Origin of the sequence: Gordonia desulfuricans NBRC 100010 (assembly GCF_001485495.1) — a bacterium.
GTDB classification, from domain to species: Bacteria; Actinomycetota; Actinomycetes; order Mycobacteriales; family Mycobacteriaceae; genus Gordonia; species Gordonia desulfuricans.
Genome location: NZ_BCNF01000007.1, coordinates 37,168 through 55,855, shown reverse-complemented (window position 1 = coordinate 55,855; position 18,688 = coordinate 37,168). Strand labels below are relative to the sequence as shown.

Annotated in this window: 18 protein-coding genes and 2 tRNA genes; 12 read left to right on the top strand and 8 right to left on the bottom strand. The window is 67.1% G+C overall.

Annotated elements, in window-relative coordinates:
- Positions 1 to 84: 84 nt before the first annotated feature.
- Positions 85 to 1,986, bottom strand: coding sequence for a glycoside hydrolase family 13 protein (locus tag GD1_RS01350; protein WP_439108950.1), 1,902 nt, complete (start codon positions 1,984 to 1,986; stop codon positions 85 to 87).
- 283 nt (positions 1,987 to 2,269) lie between these two features.
- Entirely contained in the window at positions 2,270 to 2,707 is a 438-nt protein-coding gene (locus GD1_RS01345) for a globin (RefSeq protein ID WP_020791893.1), read from the bottom strand.
- A gap of 185 nt (positions 2,708 to 2,892) precedes the next feature.
- Here GD1_RS01345 and GD1_RS01340 point away from each other — a divergent pair, with 185 nt between their 5' ends.
- From GD1_RS01340 to GD1_RS01330, 3 genes are all read left to right on the top strand, one after another.
- Complete coding sequence (locus GD1_RS01340; protein ID WP_082366136.1) at positions 2,893 to 3,522, top strand: HNH endonuclease; 630 nt, start codon at positions 2,893 to 2,895, stop codon at positions 3,520 to 3,522.
- Positions 3,523 to 3,678: 156 nt separating this feature from the next.
- Positions 3,679 to 3,927, top strand: a complete 249-nt coding sequence (gene ctaJ / locus GD1_RS01335) for an aa3-type cytochrome oxidase subunit CtaJ (protein ID WP_020791896.1) — start codon at positions 3,679 to 3,681, stop codon at positions 3,925 to 3,927.
- A complete protein-coding gene (locus GD1_RS01330) occupies positions 3,914 to 4,408 on the top strand; it encodes a DUF5130 domain-containing protein (RefSeq protein ID WP_053778768.1) in 495 nt (164 codons plus the stop codon). The genes ctaJ and GD1_RS01330 overlap by 14 nt, the downstream gene beginning before the upstream one ends.
- Positions 4,409 to 4,490: 82 nt before the next feature.
- On the opposite strand, the gene pepN is transcribed toward GD1_RS01330, so the two are convergent.
- The gene (pepN, locus tag GD1_RS01325) at positions 4,491 to 7,076 is read right to left on the bottom strand and encodes an aminopeptidase N (RefSeq protein WP_059035139.1); all 2,586 of its coding nucleotides are present in this window, start codon (positions 7,074 to 7,076) and stop codon (positions 4,491 to 4,493) included.
- A gap of 279 nt (positions 7,077 to 7,355) precedes the next feature.
- Between pepN and GD1_RS01320 the strand changes: the two genes are divergently transcribed.
- The 3 genes from GD1_RS01320 (at position 7,356) to GD1_RS01310 (ending at position 9,350) form a co-directional block, all read left to right on the top strand.
- A complete protein-coding gene (locus tag GD1_RS01320) occupies positions 7,356 to 7,964 on the top strand; it encodes a DsbA family protein (protein WP_053778781.1) in 609 nt (202 codons plus the stop codon).
- A gap of 99 nt (positions 7,965 to 8,063) precedes the next feature.
- Entirely contained in the window at positions 8,064 to 8,537 is a 474-nt protein-coding gene (locus tag GD1_RS01315; protein WP_020791159.1) for a ribose-5-phosphate isomerase, read from the top strand.
- A gap of 9 nt (positions 8,538 to 8,546) precedes the next feature.
- A complete protein-coding gene (locus GD1_RS01310) occupies positions 8,547 to 9,350 on the top strand; it encodes an Fpg/Nei family DNA glycosylase (protein WP_059035137.1) in 804 nt (267 codons plus the stop codon).
- Between the two features lie 112 nt (positions 9,351 to 9,462).
- Here the strand turns inward: GD1_RS01310 and GD1_RS24920 are convergent, their stop codons facing one another.
- Positions 9,463 to 9,621 carry a hypothetical protein gene (locus GD1_RS24920; protein WP_020791582.1) on the bottom strand — a complete coding sequence of 53 codons (159 nt, stop codon included), beginning with the start codon at positions 9,619 to 9,621 and terminating at the stop codon, positions 9,463 to 9,465.
- A gap of 195 nt (positions 9,622 to 9,816) precedes the next feature.
- Between GD1_RS24920 and GD1_RS01305 the strand changes: the two genes are divergently transcribed.
- A complete protein-coding gene (locus tag GD1_RS01305) occupies positions 9,817 to 10,809 on the top strand; it encodes a PE-PPE domain-containing protein (RefSeq protein ID WP_083533775.1) in 993 nt (330 codons plus the stop codon).
- Between the two features lie 193 nt (positions 10,810 to 11,002).
- Here the strand turns inward: GD1_RS01305 and GD1_RS01300 are convergent, their stop codons facing one another.
- The 4 genes from GD1_RS01300 to GD1_RS01285 all read right to left on the bottom strand — a co-directional run bounded on the left by GD1_RS01300 (position 11,003) and on the right by GD1_RS01285 (position 13,787).
- Entirely contained in the window at positions 11,003 to 11,698 is a 696-nt protein-coding gene (locus tag GD1_RS01300; RefSeq protein WP_020791579.1) for a L,D-transpeptidase, read from the bottom strand.
- Between the two features lie 226 nt (positions 11,699 to 11,924).
- A complete protein-coding gene (locus tag GD1_RS01295; protein ID WP_059035143.1) occupies positions 11,925 to 13,100 on the bottom strand; it encodes a lipase family protein in 1,176 nt (391 codons plus the stop codon).
- Between the two features lie 319 nt (positions 13,101 to 13,419).
- A complete protein-coding gene (locus GD1_RS01290) occupies positions 13,420 to 13,605 on the bottom strand; it encodes a hypothetical protein (protein ID WP_020791229.1) in 186 nt (61 codons plus the stop codon).
- Positions 13,606 to 13,716: 111 nt separating this feature from the next.
- Positions 13,717 to 13,787 (bottom strand) — tRNA-Gly (locus GD1_RS01285).
- A 235-nt stretch (positions 13,788 to 14,022) separates the two neighbouring features.
- Between GD1_RS01285 and GD1_RS01280 the strand changes: the two genes are divergently transcribed.
- The 5 genes from GD1_RS01280 (at position 14,023) to clpX (ending at position 18,675) form a co-directional block, all read left to right on the top strand.
- Positions 14,023 to 14,096, top strand: a tRNA-Pro gene (locus GD1_RS01280).
- 84 nt (positions 14,097 to 14,180) lie between these two features.
- Entirely contained in the window at positions 14,181 to 15,533 is a 1,353-nt protein-coding gene (gene tig, locus GD1_RS01275; RefSeq protein WP_059035141.1) for a trigger factor, read from the top strand.
- A 261-nt stretch (positions 15,534 to 15,794) separates the two neighbouring features.
- Positions 15,795 to 16,403 (top strand): ATP-dependent Clp protease proteolytic subunit, encoded by a 609-nt coding sequence (locus GD1_RS01270; protein WP_020791230.1) that lies wholly within the window; start codon positions 15,795 to 15,797, stop codon positions 16,401 to 16,403.
- Between the two features lie 50 nt (positions 16,404 to 16,453).
- Positions 16,454 to 17,149 (top strand): ATP-dependent Clp protease proteolytic subunit, encoded by a 696-nt coding sequence (locus GD1_RS01265; protein WP_053778766.1) that lies wholly within the window; start codon positions 16,454 to 16,456, stop codon positions 17,147 to 17,149.
- Positions 17,150 to 17,394: 245 nt separating this feature from the next.
- Positions 17,395 to 18,675 carry an ATP-dependent Clp protease ATP-binding subunit ClpX gene (gene clpX / locus GD1_RS01260; RefSeq protein WP_020792023.1) on the top strand — a complete coding sequence of 427 codons (1,281 nt, stop codon included), beginning with the start codon at positions 17,395 to 17,397 and terminating at the stop codon, positions 18,673 to 18,675.
- Positions 18,676 to 18,688: the final 13 nt, after the last annotated feature.

Below are 18,688 nucleotides of genomic sequence, written 5' to 3'. Positions count from 1 at the left end.
GTCGGCTCAACCATCCATGGTGGCAACCGAATTCGGTGGTTGATCGACGCAGGGGTGTGCTTCGGGTTCGGCTCGGCCGGTCTCTCAGACCAACCAGGCGGCGGCGTTCGGTGCGAGGTGACCGTCGACGAGCGGTGCGCTCACCAGCAGGAGCTCTCCGGGCGGCAGGGGCACCGGGGCGTCGCTCGCGTTGAGTGCGCAGATCAGCCTGCCCTCCGAGCGGCGGAACGCCAGGCAACCCTCGGGGGCGCCGTACCACTCCACCTGCGTCCCGGCGAACTCCGGTCGCTCCGACCGCAGGTCGATGGCCTGCCGGTACAGCGACAGCGTCGAGGTGATGTCCTCGAGTTCGGTCTCGACGGTGAACCGCGACCACGACTCGGGGAGCGGCAGCCAGGTCTGTGATGACGAACTGAACCCGAACGGCGGTTCGTTGCCCTCCCACGGAATCGGTACACGGCATCCGTCGCGGCCGCGCTCGGTGTGTCCGGACCGCTCCCACACCGGATCCTGCAACACCTCGTCGGGCAGATCCACGTTCGGCAGGCCCAGCTCGGCGCCGTTGTAGATGAACACCGAACCCGGCAGTGCCAACTCCACCAGGGCCATCGCGCGGGCGCGGGCGATGCCGAGTTCGAGGTCGGGCCGGGCATCGGTGTCACCGACCGGGCGGCCGTAACGGGTCACCTCGCGCTCGACGTCGTGATTGCTCAACGTCCACGTCGGCGTGCCGGCCACCGACACCACGGCATCCAAGGAATTCTCGATCGCATCACGGATCTCGTCGGCGTCGAAAGCGGCCTTGGCGAGCCGGAAGTTGAAGCCGAGATGCAGCTCGTCGGGACGCAGGTACTCGGCGAACCGCTCGTTGTCCTCGACCCAGATCTCGCCGACGTTGGCCGCGCCCGGGTACTCGTCGAGCACGGCGCGGATCTTGCGGTGGATGTCATGCACCGCATAGTTGTTGAACCGCGGATCGTCGTCGTCGTTCTGCAGCAGACGGGTGGACTCGAGGTCCATGTCCGGAAGATCCTCGGGCTTGGCCATGCCGTGGGCCACGTCGATCCGGAAACCGTCGACACCGCGATCGAGCCAGAAACGCAAGGTGGTCTCGAGATCGTCCCAGACCTCGGGATTCTCCCAGTTCAGATCCGGCTGCTCGGCGGCGAAGATGTGCAGATACCACTGGCCGGGAGTGCCGTCGGACTCGGTGACGCGCGTCCACGCGGGACCGCCGAAGACGCTGTGCCAGTTGTTCGGTGGCTCGTCGCCGCCCTCGCCGATCCCGTCGCGGAAGATGTAGCGGCCGCGCTCGGGACTGCCGGGGCCGGCAGCGAGCGCGGCGGCGAACCACGCGTGCTGGTCGCTGGTGTGATTGGGCACCAGATCCATCGTCACGCGGATGTCGCGGTCGTGCGCCTCGGCGATCAGATCGTCGAAGTCCTCGAGATCACCGAACAGCGGATCGATGTCACGCGGATCGGAGACGTCGTAGCCGTGGTCGGCCATCGGCGAACGCATGATCGGCGACAACCAGAGCGCGTCGATACCGAGCAACTCCAGGTAGCCGAGCTTGTCGATGACGCCGGCCAGATCGCCGACACCGTCGCCGTCGAGATCGGAGAACGACCGCGGATAGATCTGGTAGAAGATCGCCGACCGCCACCAGGTGTCGTCGGCGGGGTCGAGCTGGGGGACCGTCGGGAAGGCGCCCCCGGGGATCGGCGTGGGGCTGATCGCTTCCGGGTCGAACTGCTCGGGTTCGATCGTCTCCGGCCCGATCGGCTCGGGCACGTCGTCGGCGGCCGGGTGATCGTCGGCGGCCGGACCCGCGGCCGGGACGACCTCACGGGTGATCGCGTCATCCGCGTCATCCGCGGCGGACTGGGCAGACTCGGAAACCGGCTCGTCACCTGCGGATTCATCGGCGGGCTCACCGGCGGAGGTGACCGCATCCGGCTCATCGGCAGGCTCGGCCGGTTCCACGTCCGAATCGGGCTCGGCATGCGCGTCGGTCGGCCCGTCGTCGGGGACGAGATCGGCGGGCTCCACCGGGTCAGAAGGCCTCTCGTCGGTCACCGGCGAGTCGGCGGTGAGGGAGTCCTCGGGGGCGGCATCACCCGCCGGGCCGAGTGGCCCGCCGTCGGGACCTGCGACGGGGCCTTCGCTCGATGTCTCATCACTCACGTCGCAATTCTCTACCACCTGAACCACAGGTTGAGGAATCCTGGGGGGTACGGCGGGTCGCAGAGCGATGCGCAAACGCGGGTCAGACCGCCGAGTTCATCATCGACTGTGCGGCCATCTCCATGTAGTCGACCAGTGCCCGACGATGCGCGTCGTCGAGGGTGTCGGCGTCGATGGATGCGATCGCGATGTGCATGCAACGCAGCCAGGCGTCACGTTCGATCGGGCCGATCGTGAACGGCATGTGCCGCATCCGCAGCCGAGGGTGGCCGCGCTCGTCGGAGTAGGTGCGGGGTCCGCCCCAGTACTGCTCGAGGAACATCCGCATGCGGCGCTCGGCCGGACCGAGGTCGGCCTCGGGGTACAGGGGGCGCAAGATCTCGTCCTTGGCCACCTCGACATAGAACGTGCGGGTCAGCCGCACGAAGGTGTCATGACCGCCGACCTCGTCATAGAACGAACGCGGGGTCGGCTGGTCTTCGGGCTGCGCGTGCGGGGGCTGTCCACTCACACCGCACATTGTCCTCCAGTGTCGCCGACGCGTTCAAACCGCGACCCGCCGACGCGTTGCGGCGGATCGTCAGGTGACCCTGCGGCCACGCGCTGTTCACACAAACGACCTGCATCGACACCCAGAATTGTCGTGCAGACCGGGCCTCGCCGTGTTCCACTTGACCAGTCCGGTGGAAGTACACGGGAGGCTGGATGACACGCAGAGGCCAACGGCATGTCGGTGAGGTCACGACGCTGCGTGGAGTGCGTCACACCGATCCGCCGATCCTCGACGCCCCGACCGAGCCGCGTGACTCGACCTCGCTCTGGGGTCGCCGTCGGGTCCTGCTGCTCAACGCCACCTTCGAACCGCTCACCGCGGTCTCCCTGCGCCGCGCGATCGTGCTGGTCCTGCGTGAACGCGCCGAGGTGATCCACTCGGCCGGCCCCGGGATGGCCATCCACTCCGCCGACACGGTGGTCCCCGTGCCCTCGGTGATCCGACTCCGCAGCTACGTCCGCGTGCCCTATCGTGCGGTGATCCCCATGACCCGGGCGGCGCTGATGCACCGCGACCGGTTCCGCTGCGGCTACTGCGGCGCCAAGGCCACCACCATCGACCACGTCCAGCCACGCAGCCGCGGCGGCACCCACTCGTGGGACAACTGCGTGGCGTGCTGCGCGAGCTGTAACCACAAGAAGGCCGACCATCTGCTCAGCGAGATCGGATGGACGTTGCACACCCCGCTGACCGCCCCCAAGGGCAGGCACTGGCGGTTGCTCGCGACGATCAAGGAGATCGACCCGGCCTGGGCCCAGTATCTCGACGCGGGTGCGGCGTGAACGACCCCGAAATCGTCTACGACGCTCTGTAGGCCCCACTGGGACGCAGCGGCATCGGTGGGATAGATTGTTCACACGGCCTGCCGGCGCGGGTGCAGTCCATGGTAGTGACCTGGGCAGATCCGCCGATTGCGGGCGCTGATTCGAAAGGACGTTATGGACAGCTCGATGGTCGGCATCGGAGTCGCCGTCACGGTCATCTGCGTCGTGTTCGTCATCGCTTGTGTGGTCTCGATGGCGTTCTCGTTCGGCGTGAAGTACCCGAAGGTGCAGGAGTACAAGCTCGATCAGCCCTGGACGCACAAGCCGCTGCTGTTCAGTGCCACCGACATCGAGCCGATGGCGCTCCCGCGGCACGCAGAACCGACCGATGTGGATGGAGGCTCGGCCAGTGGCAAGTGGTGACGTAACTCAGGTTCAGGCCGCGGGCGAGGTCAAGCTCTCCCCGGTCACGGCGCTGCCGATGGGCACGGTGATCACCAACAGTGGTCGCGTCTCGGCCGCCCGCTTCCCGGGGCAGACCCCCGACACCCCGCCGTTCTCGCAGTCGGAGCTCATCGCGCTCGACGACGCGCTCAAGGCCGCCAGCGAGAAGGCACTGGTGCGGTTCTCGGTCTATATCGGCGACCTCGGTACCGATCCGGTCGACGAGGCCCGCAAGGTTCTCTCGAAGGCTCCCGAGCCCGCCAACGGTGCGCTCATCGCCGTCTCGCCCAACAGCCACGACGTCGTCGTGGTCTCCGGTGAGAAGGTCGCCGACCGCGTGAACGATCGCGTCGCCCAGCTCGGTGTGACCGCTGCGATCGGCAGCTTCCGCACTGGACATCTGATCGACGGTCTCATCGCGGCCCTGCACGTGGTCGCGACCGCCGCCGCATCGAACTGATCGCGCGGACCACAGGACAACACCACTTCGGCCGCCATCCCCGACGGGATGGCGGCCGAAGTCGTCTCGGCCGCCTCCCGCGCTAGGCGCCGGCGTCGAAGATCCGGGCCCGCTGGGAACGTGCCACCGAATCCCGTCCCTCCGAGATCAGACGCTTGAGGGCCGGCGGATGGTCTGCGGCGAGGAACTCGTCCGCTGCCGCGATCGCCTCGTCGGTCATCGCCCACGACGGGTACAGGCCCACCACCACGGTCTGGGCGACCTCACTCGACCGCCGCGACCAGACGCCCGGCACCGCCTCGAAGTACTTCGTGACATAGGCGTCGAGCAGATCGGACTGACCCGGACGGGCGAAGCCCTCGATCATCGTGCGGGTGTAGATGTTCGACAGCGAGTCGTCGTCGATCGCCCGCGCCCACGCATCGGCCTTGGCCTCGGGGAGGGGACGCGACGAGCGTGCCGCAGCCGCCTGACGGGTCCCGGCCGCGGTGTTGTCGCGCTCGGCCTCGGCGTCGATCACCGGGGTCGATGCCGGATCGGTGTCGATCGCACCGGCGGTGGCCAGTGCACGCACCAGCTTCCAGCGCAGATCGGCGTCGACGGTCAGCCCGGACAGGCCGTGTGCGGCCGGGTCGTCGCCGTCGAGCAGTCCCTGTGCCACCGGTACCTGATCCTCGGTGAGCCGGCCGGCGAGCAGCGTGTTGACGAAGGCCAGCTGGTGATCGGACCCGGCCTCGGCGCCCCGGGCCAGTTCCAGCAGCCGCGCGGAGAACCCGGGCCGGCCGGTCTGCGCCGCCCACTGCGGGTCGGCATAGGCCTCGATCGCGGTGGTCGCCTGCAGCAGCACCCGCTGCACCACACCGATCTCGGTCTCCGCGGCGATACCGCGCTGCACCAGCTCGACGAAGTCGCGGGCACGCATCTCGGCCTGGCGGGTCATCTCCCACGCCGCCGACCACACCAGGGTGCGCGGCATCGAGTCGGTGATGTCACCGATCCGCGCGGTCGCCGTCGCGAGCGAGTCGGGATCGAGCCGCACCGACGCGTAGGTGAGGTCGTCGTCGTTGATCAGTACCAGCTTGCCGCGGGGGACACCGACGAGTTCGGCAACGTCGGTGCGCTCACCGTCGACGTCGAGCTCGACGCTGTGCGTGCGCTCCAGCGTGCCGGTGGCGGTGTCGTCGTAGACACCCACCCGTAGACGGTGTGCGCGACGTTCACCGGCGCCCGGTGCGGCACCGTCCTGCACGATGGTGAACCGGGTGAAGGCCCCGTCGGCATCGAGCTCGAAGTCGGGGCGCATCACGTTGATGCCGGTGGTCTTGAGCCACTGACCACCCCAGTCCGAGAGATCGCGTCCCGACGACTTCTCCAGTGCGGCGAGCAGATCGGCGAACGTGGCGTTGCCGAACCGGTGGGTGGCGAAGTAGTCCCGCAGGCCCGCCAGGAACGGTTCGAGGCCCACATACGACACCAGTTGCTTGAGGACCGATGCGCCCTTGGCGTAGGTGATGCCGTCGAAGTTGACCTCCACCGCGGCGAGGTCGGGGATGTCGGCGGCCACCGGGTGGGTCGAGGGCAACTGGTCCTGGCGGTAGGCCCAGGACTTCTCGACGTTGGCGAAGGTGGTCCAGGCGCTGGTGTACTCGGTGGCCTCGGCCTGGCACAGCACCGAGGCGAAGGTGGCGAAGGACTCGTTGAGCCACAGGTCGTCCCACCACTGCATGGTGACCAGGTCGCCGAACCACATGTGCGCCATCTCGTGCAGCACCGTCTCGGCACGACGCTCGTAGAGGTACTTGGTGACGCGCGACCGGAAGACGTAGTCCTCCAGGAAGGTCACCGCGCCGGCGTTCTCCATGGCACCGGCGTTGAACTCCGGGACGAACAGCTGGTCGTACTTGCCGAACGCATAAGGGGTGCCGAAGTTCTTGTGGTAGAACGCGAATCCCTGTTTGGTCTCGGTGAACAGGCGGTCGGCGTCCATGAACTCGGCCAGTGAACCGCGGCAGTAGATGCCCAGCGGGATGGTGCCGTGCTCGTCGGTGTAGGTGTCGGTCCACTCGGCGTACGGGCCGGCGATCAGGGCGACGAGATAGGTACTCATCACCGCGGTCTCGCGGAACCGGAACACCCCCGGGGTGGCCGCGACGTTCTGCACCAGGGCCGCGTTGGAGATGACCTTCCAGTCCTCGGGTGCGGCGACGGTGAGGGTGTAGGTGGCCTTGAGATCCGGCTGATCGAAACAGGCGAACATACGCTTGGCGTCGGCGGTCTCGAACTGTGTGTACAGATACACCGAGCAGTCGGTGGGGTCGACGAAGCGATGCAGACCCTCGCCGGTGTTGGAGTAGGCGCAGTCGGCCACCACGGTGAGCTCGTTCTCGGCGGCCAGATCGGGCAGTGCGATGCCGACCGACTCGTCGAATCCGGAGACGTCGAGGGCGACGCCGTTGAGCGTCGCCGACAGCAGTCGCGGTGCCACCAGGTCGATGAACGTCGACGAGCCGGCGGTCGCGGTGAACGCCACGGTGGTGGTGGACCGGAACGTGTCGACACCGGGTCGGCCGTTGCCGTCGGTCAGATCGAGATCGATGGTGTACGTCGAGACGTCGAGGATGGCGGCGCGCTCGCGGGCCTGGTCGCGGGTGAGATTCGGGGCAGTCACGACGGCCAGCTTAGTCCCGGGCAGCCCGCAGGGGTCGGAATGCGCGGGGCCGTGAGCTGCCGAAGTGCGTCGTCCCGACGGGGTTTCGCGGCGAGCGGAATCCGGTGGCGTCCCCGGGGGTTGAACCGACACGGGGTGTCGACCCGATGCCGCCGCTGCTCGACGAACACTGTCGGCAGGTGAACACTGGTGGCAGACGAACACCGGTGGCAGACGAGCACTGCCGGCGGATGAACGCCGTTCGACCGACGAAGCGAACTGATGAAGGGACCGATGGGGATGTCATCGAAGGATCGTGTGGATTTCTGGTTCGACCCGCTGTGTCCGTGGTGCTGGATCACCTCACGATGGATCCTCGAGGTGGAGAAGGTCCGCGACATCGACGTGAACTTCCACATCATGAGTCTGGCGGTGCTCAACGAGGGCAAGGACATCCCCGAGAGCTACCGTGAGGTCCTCGCACAAGCCTGGCGTCCGGTGCGGGTGATCGCCGCAGCGGCTGCCCAGCACGGCGACGAGATCCTCGCACCGCTCTATGCCGCGATGGGAACACGACTGCACAACAAGCAGATCAAGGACTTCGACGTGGTGATCGCCGAGTCGCTCGCGGAGCTCGATCTCGACGCCGCGCTGGCCGGTGCGGCCGACTCGACCGACTTCGACGAGGCCATCCGGGTCAGTCATCACGAGGGGATGGACAAGGTCGGCGACGACGTGGGTACGCCCACCATCCACATCAACGGCACCGCGTTCTTCGGTCCGGTGCTCTCACGGATCCCGCGCGGGGAGACCGCGGGCACCGTTTGGGACGGGGCGGTGGCGCTGGCGTCGTACCCACATTTCTTCGAGCTCAAGCGATCTCGCAACGAGGACCCCGTCTTCGACTGACGCTCCCGGGGCGTCTGCCCGCCGTGGAACAACCCACCCGCCGCACCGTGCGGGTGGGTTCTCGGCCGTGGCCGACAGGCGCCGTTCTATAGTGGCCGCATGCGCGTTTACCTCGGTGGAGACCATGCCGGATTCGAGCTCAAGACGGCGATCGCCGATCATCTGACCAAGGCGGGACACGAGGTGATCGACTGCGGCGCCCACGCCTACGACGCCCTCGACGACTACCCCGCGTTCTGCATCGACGCCGCCAAGAAGGTCGTCGCCGACCCGGGCAGCCTGGGCATCGTGCTCGGCGGCAGCGGCAACGGCGAGCAGATCGCGGCCAACAAGGTGCCCGGTGCGCGCTGTGCGCTCGCCTGGAGCGTCGAGACCGCACAGCTGGCCCGCCAGCACAACAACGCCCAGCTGATGGGGATCGGCGGCCGGATGCACACCACCGAGGAGGCGCTCGCCATCGTCGACGCCTTCCTGGCCACCGAGTGGTCGGAGGAGCCGCGTCACCAGCGTCGCATCGACATCCTCGCCGAGTACGAGAAGACCGGTGTCGCCCCGGCGGTTCCGGAGGCCTGACCGGTCACCGTGCCCGAGGGGCACACGCTGCACCGGCTGGCCCGCCGGCAGCAGAAGATCTTCGGGGGCAGCCGCGTTCGGGTGAGCAGCCCCCAGGGCCGGTTCGCCGACGGCGCCGCCGTCGTCGACGGGATGGAGTTCGCCACGGCGCAGGCCTGGGGCAAACATCTCGTCCAGTACTACCGGGATGGACGTCGCACCGAGATGGTGCACGTCCATCTCGGTCTCTACGGGTCCTTCACCGAGAGTCCGGCTCCGATGGATGCCCCGGTCGGGCAGGTCCGGATGCGGATCGAGGGGCCCGAGATGGGCACCGACCTGCGTGGTCCCACCGCGTGTGAGCTCTACACCCCGGCGGACCTGGATGCACTGATCGCCCGCCTCGGCCCCGATCCGTTACGCGCCGACGCAGACCCGGAGCGGGCCTGGACGGCGATCTCCCGCTCGTCACGTCCCGTCGGTGCGTTGCTGATGGATCAGAAGGTGCTCGCCGGGGTCGGCAACGTCTACCGTGCCGAGGTCCTCTTCCGTGCCGGTATCGACCCGTTGCTTGCCGGTAAGTCCTTGCGGCGCAGCGACTTCGATGCGATCTGGACCGACCTGGTGGCCTTGATGAAGGTCGGGGTGCGGCGTGGCCGGATGCATGTGGTGCGTCCGGAGGACGATCACGGACCGGGGTCCTATGCGCGAGACCGTCCACGGACCTATGTCTACCGGCGCACGGGGGAGAAGTGTCGGATCTGCGGTACACCGGTGTCGACCGCGGAGCTCGACGGACGAAATCTCTACTGGTGCAGCAACTGTCAAACCTAGCTGTCCTACTCGCCCCCGCATCGGCCGGAGATGGCCGGGCGGTCCGGGCCCGGAAACGACTGTGTCCCGTGATCACCGCTGGTGATCGACGGGACAGGGGTGTCGGTGGGGCTCAGCGCTTTTCGAGGCGCTGGGCCATCACCAGGAGCTCGTCGCGCTGGGCTTCTCCGGCGACCTCGTGGATGCGGTCGTAGAGACGGCGCCGGGTGGTGTCGGAGGGCCGGATGCTCTGGGGGGACTGGAAACGTTCACGCAAGCGTGCGAACGACATGGGTACCGCTTCTTTCGCAATTCTCGATAGTGTGTAATCTTTTCTGACTGCTATCCATTGTCCGTGTAACAATTGTGTTACGCAACCGGATCTGACGTGATCTCCCTTACCTTCTGTTGTAGGCCAGTCCGGTTCTCAGCAGACGTTCAGTGCATATGACGGGTGCTCTCATGGACTCCGGCCGACCATGGACCCATGTCCTCAAACCTGATCGAGACCGCCGCCGACGGCAATGGACCGTCGCCGGTACCGGCCGCGGGTCCGATCTCGGTGCTCGTCGTCGGCGGCACCGGCGAGTCCTATCCGGGTGATGTCCGCACGCAGGTGACCGGACTTCTCGAAGCCGTGACCGACGTCCTCGACGACCGGTTCCGGGCGCGGTGGGTGGGCTATCCGGCGAGCTATGGGCCGGCTCCGACGCTGCACGGGATGAGCTACGAGCAGAGTGTGGCCACGGGTGTCGACGCGCTCACCGGCGCTCTCGGTGACTCCATCGGGCCGGTCGTGCTGATCGGATACTCCCAGGGCGCGGTGGTGATCCGCCGTGTCGTCGCGGCCCTGTGGGGGAGTGCCTCGCCGAGGGCTGCGGTGATTCGGCGACGGATTCTGGCGGTCGGACTGGTCGCCGACCCGCATCAGCCCCCTGGGGTGGTCCCCGGTTGCCAGGGCTGGGGTGTCGCGGGCCCGGGACCGGCGATCCCCGCCGATCTCCCGATCTGGTGGGTCGGTGCCGCCGACGACATGATCTGCAATGCGGCATCGGACTCCTACTTCCGCGATGTCGCCGACCTGACCGGCGCCCTGGCCCTGCCCACGACGAGGCGGTGGCTCGGCGTCATGTGGAGGTCGCTGCGCGCCAATGCCTTCCAGAACGCCGAACGAACCCGGTTCGGTCCGCGCCAATGGCGCCGCGACGTCGGGCGCCTGGCGTCGGCACGTCGTGAGGTGCTGGGATATCTGCCACCGGAGATCGCCGTCCCCGGGGCGAGGTTGCACAACCGGCGCGGTGGACGGCACACGTCGTATGCCGCAGAGCCGTATCGGCGCGCACCGGTGACCGACCCGGAGACCACCGGGTGTCAGGCGCTGGCGGGCTGGCTGCAGGTGCAGGCGACGTTCGCCGGGGCGCAGGCGGTCTCGTCGGACCCGATCGAGTCGAGGGATCGGCCGGGGTCGGCGACCCGGTGATCGGCGACCGATCGCACCCCGGCGTCGATCGACTCGAGCGGAGCACCCGCGGTGGATCATCACCGCGTCGGGTCGGGGCTCCGGATCGAATGACACAGGCGTGCCCGGATGTGCACGAAGGCCCGGTCCCCGTGATGGGGGCCGGGCCTTCGTGACCGGGAGACGCTGTGCTGATCAGACGTCCGGGACGTGATCAGTCGCCGGTGTACTGACCGCCGATGGTGCCGCGGACGACGATCGGGGTGCCACGCGGGATGTTGTCGTAGACCCACTTGCCGTTCTCGGTGCTCACGTTGATGCAGCCGTGGCTGACATTGCTCACACCCTGCTGGGCCAGCGACCACGGGGCGGCGTGGATGAAGATGCCATCCCAGGACATGCGGGTCGCGTACTCGACGTAGGTGCGGTAGCCCTCGGGCGAGTCGATCGGCACGCCGTAGGTGGAGGAGTCCATGTACATGTCACGGTACTTCTCCTTGGTGTGGTACACACCGTTCGGAGTCGGGTGCTGATTCGAACCCATCGAGATCGGCATGGTCTTGACGACGTCGCCGTCCTTCCACCAGGTGATGGTGTGGGTCGCGTCATCGGCCAGCGCGATGTAGCCGGTGGTGGTCTTGACCTTGGGCTGCACCGGGCCGGTCGGAGTGCTCGGCGCAGTGGTGGTGCTCGTGGTCGGGGGCTCCGGGGTGGTGGTCTTGGGTGTCGACGGTGTCGGCAGGCCCGGGATGTCGGGGACCTCGACCGGCGGCAGTCCCGGGATCACGGTCACGGGAGCGGCCTGCGCCAGCCCGGGCAGCGCGAGCGAGACGGCCATGACGCCGACGACGATCGCGACCAGACGGCTGATGCCGCGGCCACTACGGTGTGAAGCTTTGCTGTTCGGCACTCTCGTTGAACCTTTGCATTCGGGAATTACCAGGCACGGTGCGTGACTCCATCGTTACACAACCGTTGTGGGCGGGCCAAAGGCTTGTACTGCGGACAGAGGAGTACAGACGAACTTTGCCGTCTCGCATCATGAAAACTCAAGGTGAGCGAGATGGCGACCCGAATATGTGATTGCCCTCACATATCGAGGGAATATCGTCGAAAATGTCCGCTTCGCCCTTTGTTCAACGGCAATTGTCCGGTGCCGGAACATCATTGAATCGATCGCTCAAGTACGAGAAAGCCGCGGGAAGGCCGATCACGGCGGCGCTCATGTGGTCCGGTGACGGCGTCGAGAACTGCTGCACGCGCGCGCCCGCACGACAGTACCGACGGATCGTCTGATCGATCGCGGACACCGGGATGAGTACGTCGGTGGGACTGTGCCACTCGAAGATCGGCGTCTTCGGCACCCCGGGGTAGCCGACGAGACTGTTGTCGGCGACCACCTGTCGTGCCGTGGGGTTCTCGAAGATCTGCTTTCCGCCGACGCTCACCTGCTGTGCCGAGTGGCCGGCACCGAGTCGCAGGATGTCGTTGGTGCAGGCATTGCGCATCTCGGTGTACATCCGTACCCCGGTCGCCGACAGATACTTCTGCATCGGGATCTGCTGCGGATACCCACGGGACAGGCCGATCGCGGCGGCGAAGGCCAGGCCGAACGCCGGATGCGGGCTGGAATAGCCCAGGCCCTCGGCCATCCGGACGAGGTCCATCGGCACGCCGCCGTAGGCCGCGCCGACGATGGGCAGGTCGGGTGCATAGGTGGGGGCGAGCGCAGCCGCCCATGCGGTGGCCATGCCGCCGCCCGAGTAACCGGCCAGTCCCACGTCGGAGTGGGCGACTCGGGCCGGGGCGAAGTTCCGGACCGCCCGGATGCCGTCGAGGGCGATCTGACCGCCGAGCCTCGCCGCGCCGTAGGCGCTGCGGGGTCCGAGATGATCGGGGATCGCCACGGTCCATCCGCGCTGCAGTGCGACGTTGAGTCCCGGCGCCTCGCGGATCGTGAGGTTGGGGTCCTGGGTCCACAGCGCCTGGGACGGCGCGCACTCGAGCCCGACCGCGTTGATGATGTGCTGGAACGACAGCAACGGGCCGTCGGCCTTCTTCTTGGTGGGGATCAGCACCGTGGTGACCGCGGCGATGGGGTGGCCCTGGCTGTCGGTCGACCGGAACCGGAGCTGATAGGTCGCGACGTCGAAGAATCCCGGCGGATTCGGCCGCGGACGCACCGAGATCACGTCACCGTTGTGGAATCGGTCGAGATCGGCCGGTTGTGCATAGAACGGATCGGGCAACGGCGTCGGGAGTGCGACGTCGTCGGCGTGTGCGGGACCGGCCGAGAGCGTCCCGGCGGTCAGCGCGCCGAGGGTGAGGGCGGCGACGGCGGCGAGGGCGAGGCCCGTTTGTCCGGTCGTGACCCGTCGATCGGACGGTCGGTGTGTCCGAGCGTGCGCGGCACGTGGCCGGACGGCTGGACGGCGAAGAGCTCGGAACCCGACACGGGTTCCGAGGACGAGAGTCGGCACGATGTTCCCCCTGGATGGATATCCGATGTCTCACGCGGCGTCGATGCCGCGCCGGAATCCCCGACCTCGAACAGGTTGCGGGGCGGGTGGGGGGAAGTCAACACTTTTGCCTGCTAACGACCAGGCAGGGCGGGGTGTGTGGGGGTGTGGATCACGCGGGTTGGAGCAGTTCGGTCCCGAGGTGGCGGGCCGGTTCGGTGCAGGATTCGTCGCGGCACACCAGCATGGTGTCGACGCGGCGCATGCCGTTATCGGTCTCGGTGACGTCCTTGCGGACATACAGGTTGGCGCCACAGGATGGGCATTTACGTTGGCTCTTGACATGACTGGAAGACATGTCCCCACCGTACGCCCGAATATGATCTGAATCACAGGGCCGAAAGAACTGTGATGGCCCCCTGAAATGCAGAAACCCCGCACCAGATGAATCCGGTGCGGGGTGATCGCGAGCGGGTGACGGGAATCGAACCCGCGTAGCTAGTTTGGAAGACTAGGGCTCTACCATTGAGCTACACCCGCGTGCCGCCTCGACCTGGCCCTTCGGCTGCGGTCGCTCGTGCGGATCAGACTGTACCTGCTCGATGTGCCGGAACCGAAATCGGCCGTTGCCGGGAGTGTTCGGAGGTCCGGTGATCGTCGGCGTCCCGCCGCGTCGGGGGGCGGGTTTTCGTGAGTGGGAGCCCGACCCGTAAGATGTCCAGTCGGCCCTGCATGTGCGGGTACGTCCAGGTGACGTAGCGCGACGCGGGGGCCACGGGATGTGGCGCAGCTTGGTAGCGCATCCGCTTTGGGAGCGGAGGGTCGCAGGTTCAAATCCTGTCATCCCGACAGAGTTTCAGGGCAGGGACGCGACACCGAGGCGTCCGCAATGCAGAGATCGTCCGCAACGCAGAAATAAGGAGCATGCGCAGCGTGAAGAGCACCGTCGAGCAGCTGAACCCCACCCGGGTGAAGCTCAACGTGGAAGTGCCGTTCGAGGAGCTCTCGGGCGACTTCGACCGGGCCTACAAGGCCCTGGCCCAGCAGATCCGGATTCCCGGATTCCGCCCGGGTAAGGCGCCGGCCAAGCTGATCGAGGCCCGCGTGGGTCGCGACGCGATCCTGGAGCAGGTCGTCAACGACGCCCTGCCCGCCAAGTACTCGCAGGCAGTGGCCGAGACCGAGACCAAGGCGATCGGCCAGCCCGACATCGATCTGGCCGAGCTGAAGTACGGCGAGTCGATCACCTTCACCGCCGAGGTCGACGTCCGTCCCGAGCTGACCCTGCCCGACTACTCGGCCATCGCGGTCGAGGTCGACGCGCTGAAGTCCGACGAGGACGCCGTCGCCGAGCAGCTCGAGAACCTGCGCGCCCGCTTCGGCACCCTCGCCGGTGTCGATCGCGCGGCCCAGGACGGCGACATGGTCTCCATCGACCTGTCGGCCACCGTCGACGGTGAGGCCGTCGAGGAGGCCTCCACCGAGGGTCTGTCCCACGAGGTCGGCTCCGGCCAGCTGATCGACGGTCTCGACGAGGCCCTCGTCGGCCTGAAGTCCGGCGAGTCCAAGGTCTTCACCACCACCCTCGTCGCCGGCGACCACTCCGGCGAAGAGGCCGAGGTCACCGTCACCGTCAACTCCGTCAAGGAGCGCGAGCTGCCGGAACTCGACGACGAGTTCGCCCAGATGGCCAGCGAGTTCGACACCGTCGACGAGCTGCGCGAGTCGCTCGCCGAGCGTGCTGCCCAGTCGCAGAAGCTCGAGCAGGCCAATGCGATCCGTGAGGCCGTCCTCGAGCGTCTGCTCGAGACCGTCGAGATCCCGCTGCCGGAGAACGTCGTGCAGGCCGAGGTCGACGGACAGCTCGAGCAGGTGCTGCACAGCATCGGCCACGACGAGGCGATCTTCGCCCAGCTGCTCGAGGCACAGGGCACCACCCGCGAGGCCTTCGAGGCCGACGCCCGCGAAGGTGCCGAGAAGTCGGTGCGCACCCAGCTGCTGCTGGACGCGATCGCCGATCAGCAGGACACCGAGGTCAGCCAGGACGAGCTGACCCAGCAGATCCTGTTCACCGCGCAGCGCTACGGCATGCAGCCGGCCGAGTTCATCCAGCAGCTCACCCAGGCCAACCAGGTCGGTCAGGTGTACGCCGACGTCCGCCGCGGCAAGGCACTCGCGTCGGTCGTCCCGGACGTCACCGTCACCGACTCCGAGGGCGCCACCGTCGACACCTCCGAATTCTTCGGCAAGGACGACGAGGACGACGCAGCGGAGGCCGAGGACTGATCCTCGACTGCTTCGAACAGCCGGGTACCCGATACGGGTGCCCGGCTGTTCGCGTCCGCGCACGATGTGCGATCGGCACCGCCAGATGAGCGGGGGATGAACGGATACCGTTCTGCTCTCAGCGAATAGGGGTGTCCGAGGGAGTGCCGGTGGCCCCGGATTGGTTAGTGTCGGTGACGACGCCGGAGGGCACCGGAAGACGTGAGAAAGACGTGTGGGTCGCCGACCGGCACGAGGTTACGACAGGCAAAGGTAGGAACCGTGAGCAAGCCGACCATCCACACCCCTTCGATGAGCTCGGGCGTCGCCGGGCTCAACCTCACCGACTCGGTGTTCGAGCGGCTGCTGCGTGAGCGCATCATCTTCCTCGGCACCCAGGTCGACGACGACATCGCCAACCGGCTGTGCGCGCAGATCCTGCTGCTGGCCGCCGAGGACCCGACGCGCGACATCCACCTCTACATCAACTCGCCCGGTGGTTCGGTCACCGCGGGTATGGCGATCTTCGACACCATGCAGCTCGCCGAATGCGACGTCGCCACCTACGCGATGGGTATGGCCGCGTCGATGGGCCAGTTCCTGCTGGCCGCCGGCGCCAAGGGCAAGCGCCACGCGCTGCCGCACGCGCGGATCATGATGCACCAGCCGTCGGCGGGAATCGGTGGTACCGCCGCCGACATCGCCATCCAGGCCGAGCAGTTCGCCGCCACCAAGCGCGAGATGAACCGTCTCAACGCCGAGTTCAGCGGACAGCCGCTGGAGAAGATCGAGGCCGACGCGGATCGCGACAAGTGGTTCACCGCCGAGCAGGCCAAGGAGTACGGGTTGGTCGATCACGTGATCGCCCGGGCAACCGCCATCAAGCCCTGAGCGTGACGCAGCACCGCCACCGCCGACACCTCAATCCCACGGAGCAGACCATGACCAACATGTCCCACCTCGACTCGCTGCCGGCCGACGTGGCCGCAGGCATCCCCGCCTCGGCGCTGGCGCTGAAGTCCATCGAGGCGCGCTACATCCTGCCGCAGTTCATCGAGCACACCCCCAACGGGCAGCGTCAGTACGACCCGTACGCCAAGCTGTTCGAGGAGCGCATCGTCTTCGTCGGCACGCCGATCGACCAGACCGTCGCCAACGACGTGATGGCGCAGCTGCTGGTGCTCGAGTCGCAGGACCCCGACCGCGACATCACCATGTACATCAACTCGCCCGGCGGCAGTGTGCCGGACATGCTCGCGATCTACGACACCATGCAGTACGTGCACTGCGACATCGTCACGGTGTGCCTGGGTGAGGCGGCCTCGGCCGCGGCGATCCTGCTGGCCGGTGGTACCCCCGGCAAGCGCGCCGCGCTGCCGAACGCCACCATCCTGATCCACCAGCCGCGTACCGGCGGTGCCTATCAGGGTCAGGTCTCCGACCTCGAGATCCAGGCCGCCGAGATCGAGCGGATCCGCAACCGCCTCGACGAGATCCTGTCGCGCCACACCGGTCAGCCGGCCGAGAAGATCCGCAAGGACACCGACCGCGACAACATCCTCACCGCCGACGCCGCCAAGGAATACGGCATCGTGGACGAGGTGTTCGAGTACCGGAAGAAGTCCTTCAAGAAGTGACCCGATCGGGTCGACGGCGCCGCCGCTCCGGTGATGCGGCGCCGTCGACCACGATTTTCTCCCACGACATTTACGTCAAGCGGTCGAAGTAATCCGGGTACGCGGGTACCGTCGTAACAGCGGAGATGTCATGGTCTGCCCATGACGCGCCGCGTCCGCCGGCCTCCCGTCGCCACCGATCCGGTGGCGGCACCATCGAGACAACTGGCAGTCCGGCCACATCGAGGAAGTAGGTACAGCACGAGATGGCACGAATCGGAGACGGTGGCGATCTGCTGAAGTGCTCCTTCTGCGGCAAGAGCCAGAAACAGGTGAAGAAGCTCATCGCAGGGCCGGGCGTCTACATCTGCGACGAGTGCATCGACCTGTGCAACGAGATCATCGAGGAGGAACTCGCCGAGAACGGCGACGTGAAACTCGACGAGCTGCCCAAGCCTGCCGAGATCAAGGACTTCCTGGAGAACTACGTCATCGGCCAGGACACCGCCAAGCGCACCCTGGCCGTGGCCGTGTACAACCACTACAAGCGTATCCAGGCCGGCGAGAAGAAGGACGCCCGCAGCGGCGAGACCGTCGAGCTGATGAAGTCGAACATCCTGATGCTCGGCCCCACCGGTTGTGGCAAGACCTACCTCGCGCAGACGCTGGCGAAGATGCTGAACGTGCCGTTCGCCATCGCCGACGCCACCGCGCTCACCGAGGCCGGATATGTGGGTGAGGATGTCGAGAACATCCTGCTGAAGCTGATCCAGGCCGCCGACTACGACGTCAAGCGCGCCGAGACCGGCATCATCTACATCGACGAGGTCGACAAGATCGCCCGCAAGAGCGAGAACCCGTCGATCACCCGCGACGTCTCCGGTGAGGGCGTGCAGCAGGCCCTGCTGAAGATCCTGGAAGGAACCCAGGCGTCGGTGCCCCCGCAGGGCGGACGCAAGCACCCGCACCAGGAGTTCATCCAGATCGACACCACCAACGTGCTGTTCATCGTCGCCGGTGCCTTCGCCGGGCTGGAGAAGGTCATCGCCGAGCGAATCGGCAAGCGCGGCATCGGTTTCGGCAACGAGGTGGCCAGCAAGAACGAGGTCGACACCACCGACCACTTCGCCGCGGTCATGCCCGAGGACCTGATCAAGTTCGGTCTGATCCCCGAGTTCATCGGTCGTCTGCCGATCATCGCCTCGGTGACCAACCTGGACAAGGAATCGCTCGTCTCGATCCTGTCCGAGCCGAAGAACGCCCTGGTGAAGCAGTACACCAAGCTCTTCGAGATGGACAACGTGGAGCTGGAGTTCACCCCGGACGCCCTCGAGGCCGTCGCCGACCAGGCCATCCACCGCGGAACCGGTGCCCGTGGCCTGCGCGCGATCATGGAGGAGGTGCTGCTCCCGGTGATGTACGACATCCCGAGCCGCACCGACGTCGGCAAGGTGGTGGTGACCGCCGAGACCGTCAACGACAACGTGCTGCCGACGATCGTGCCGCGCACCGATGACGACGACGAGCGTCGCGACAAGAGTGCCTGAGCGGGTGCTCACC

Excerpts from the sequence above, each read along its gene's own strand:
- GD1_RS01345 (WP_020791893.1), bottom strand. The coding sequence starts at position 2,707 with ATGTGCGGTGTGAGTGGACAGCCCCCGCACGCGCAGCCCGAAGACCAG.
- GD1_RS01305 (WP_083533775.1), top strand. The coding sequence starts at position 9,817 with ATGTCCTCAAACCTGATCGAGACCGCCGCCGACGGCAATGGACCGTCG.
- clpX (WP_020792023.1), top strand. The coding sequence starts at position 17,395 with ATGGCACGAATCGGAGACGGTGGCGATCTGCTGAAGTGCTCCTTCTGC.
- GD1_RS01290 (WP_020791229.1), bottom strand. The coding sequence starts at position 13,605 with ATGTCTTCCAGTCATGTCAAGAGCCAACGTAAATGCCCATCCTGTGGC.
- GD1_RS01265 (WP_053778766.1), top strand. The coding sequence starts at position 16,454 with ATGACCAACATGTCCCACCTCGACTCGCTGCCGGCCGACGTGGCCGCA.
- GD1_RS24920 (WP_020791582.1), bottom strand. The coding sequence starts at position 9,621 with ATGTCGTTCGCACGCTTGCGTGAACGTTTCCAGTCCCCCCAGAGCATC.
- GD1_RS01315 (WP_020791159.1), top strand. The coding sequence starts at position 8,064 with ATGCGCGTTTACCTCGGTGGAGACCATGCCGGATTCGAGCTCAAGACG.
- GD1_RS01320 (WP_053778781.1), top strand. The coding sequence starts at position 7,356 with ATGTCATCGAAGGATCGTGTGGATTTCTGGTTCGACCCGCTGTGTCCG.
- ctaJ (WP_020791896.1), top strand. The coding sequence starts at position 3,679 with ATGGACAGCTCGATGGTCGGCATCGGAGTCGCCGTCACGGTCATCTGC.
- GD1_RS01340 (WP_082366136.1), top strand. The coding sequence starts at position 2,893 with ATGACACGCAGAGGCCAACGGCATGTCGGTGAGGTCACGACGCTGCGT.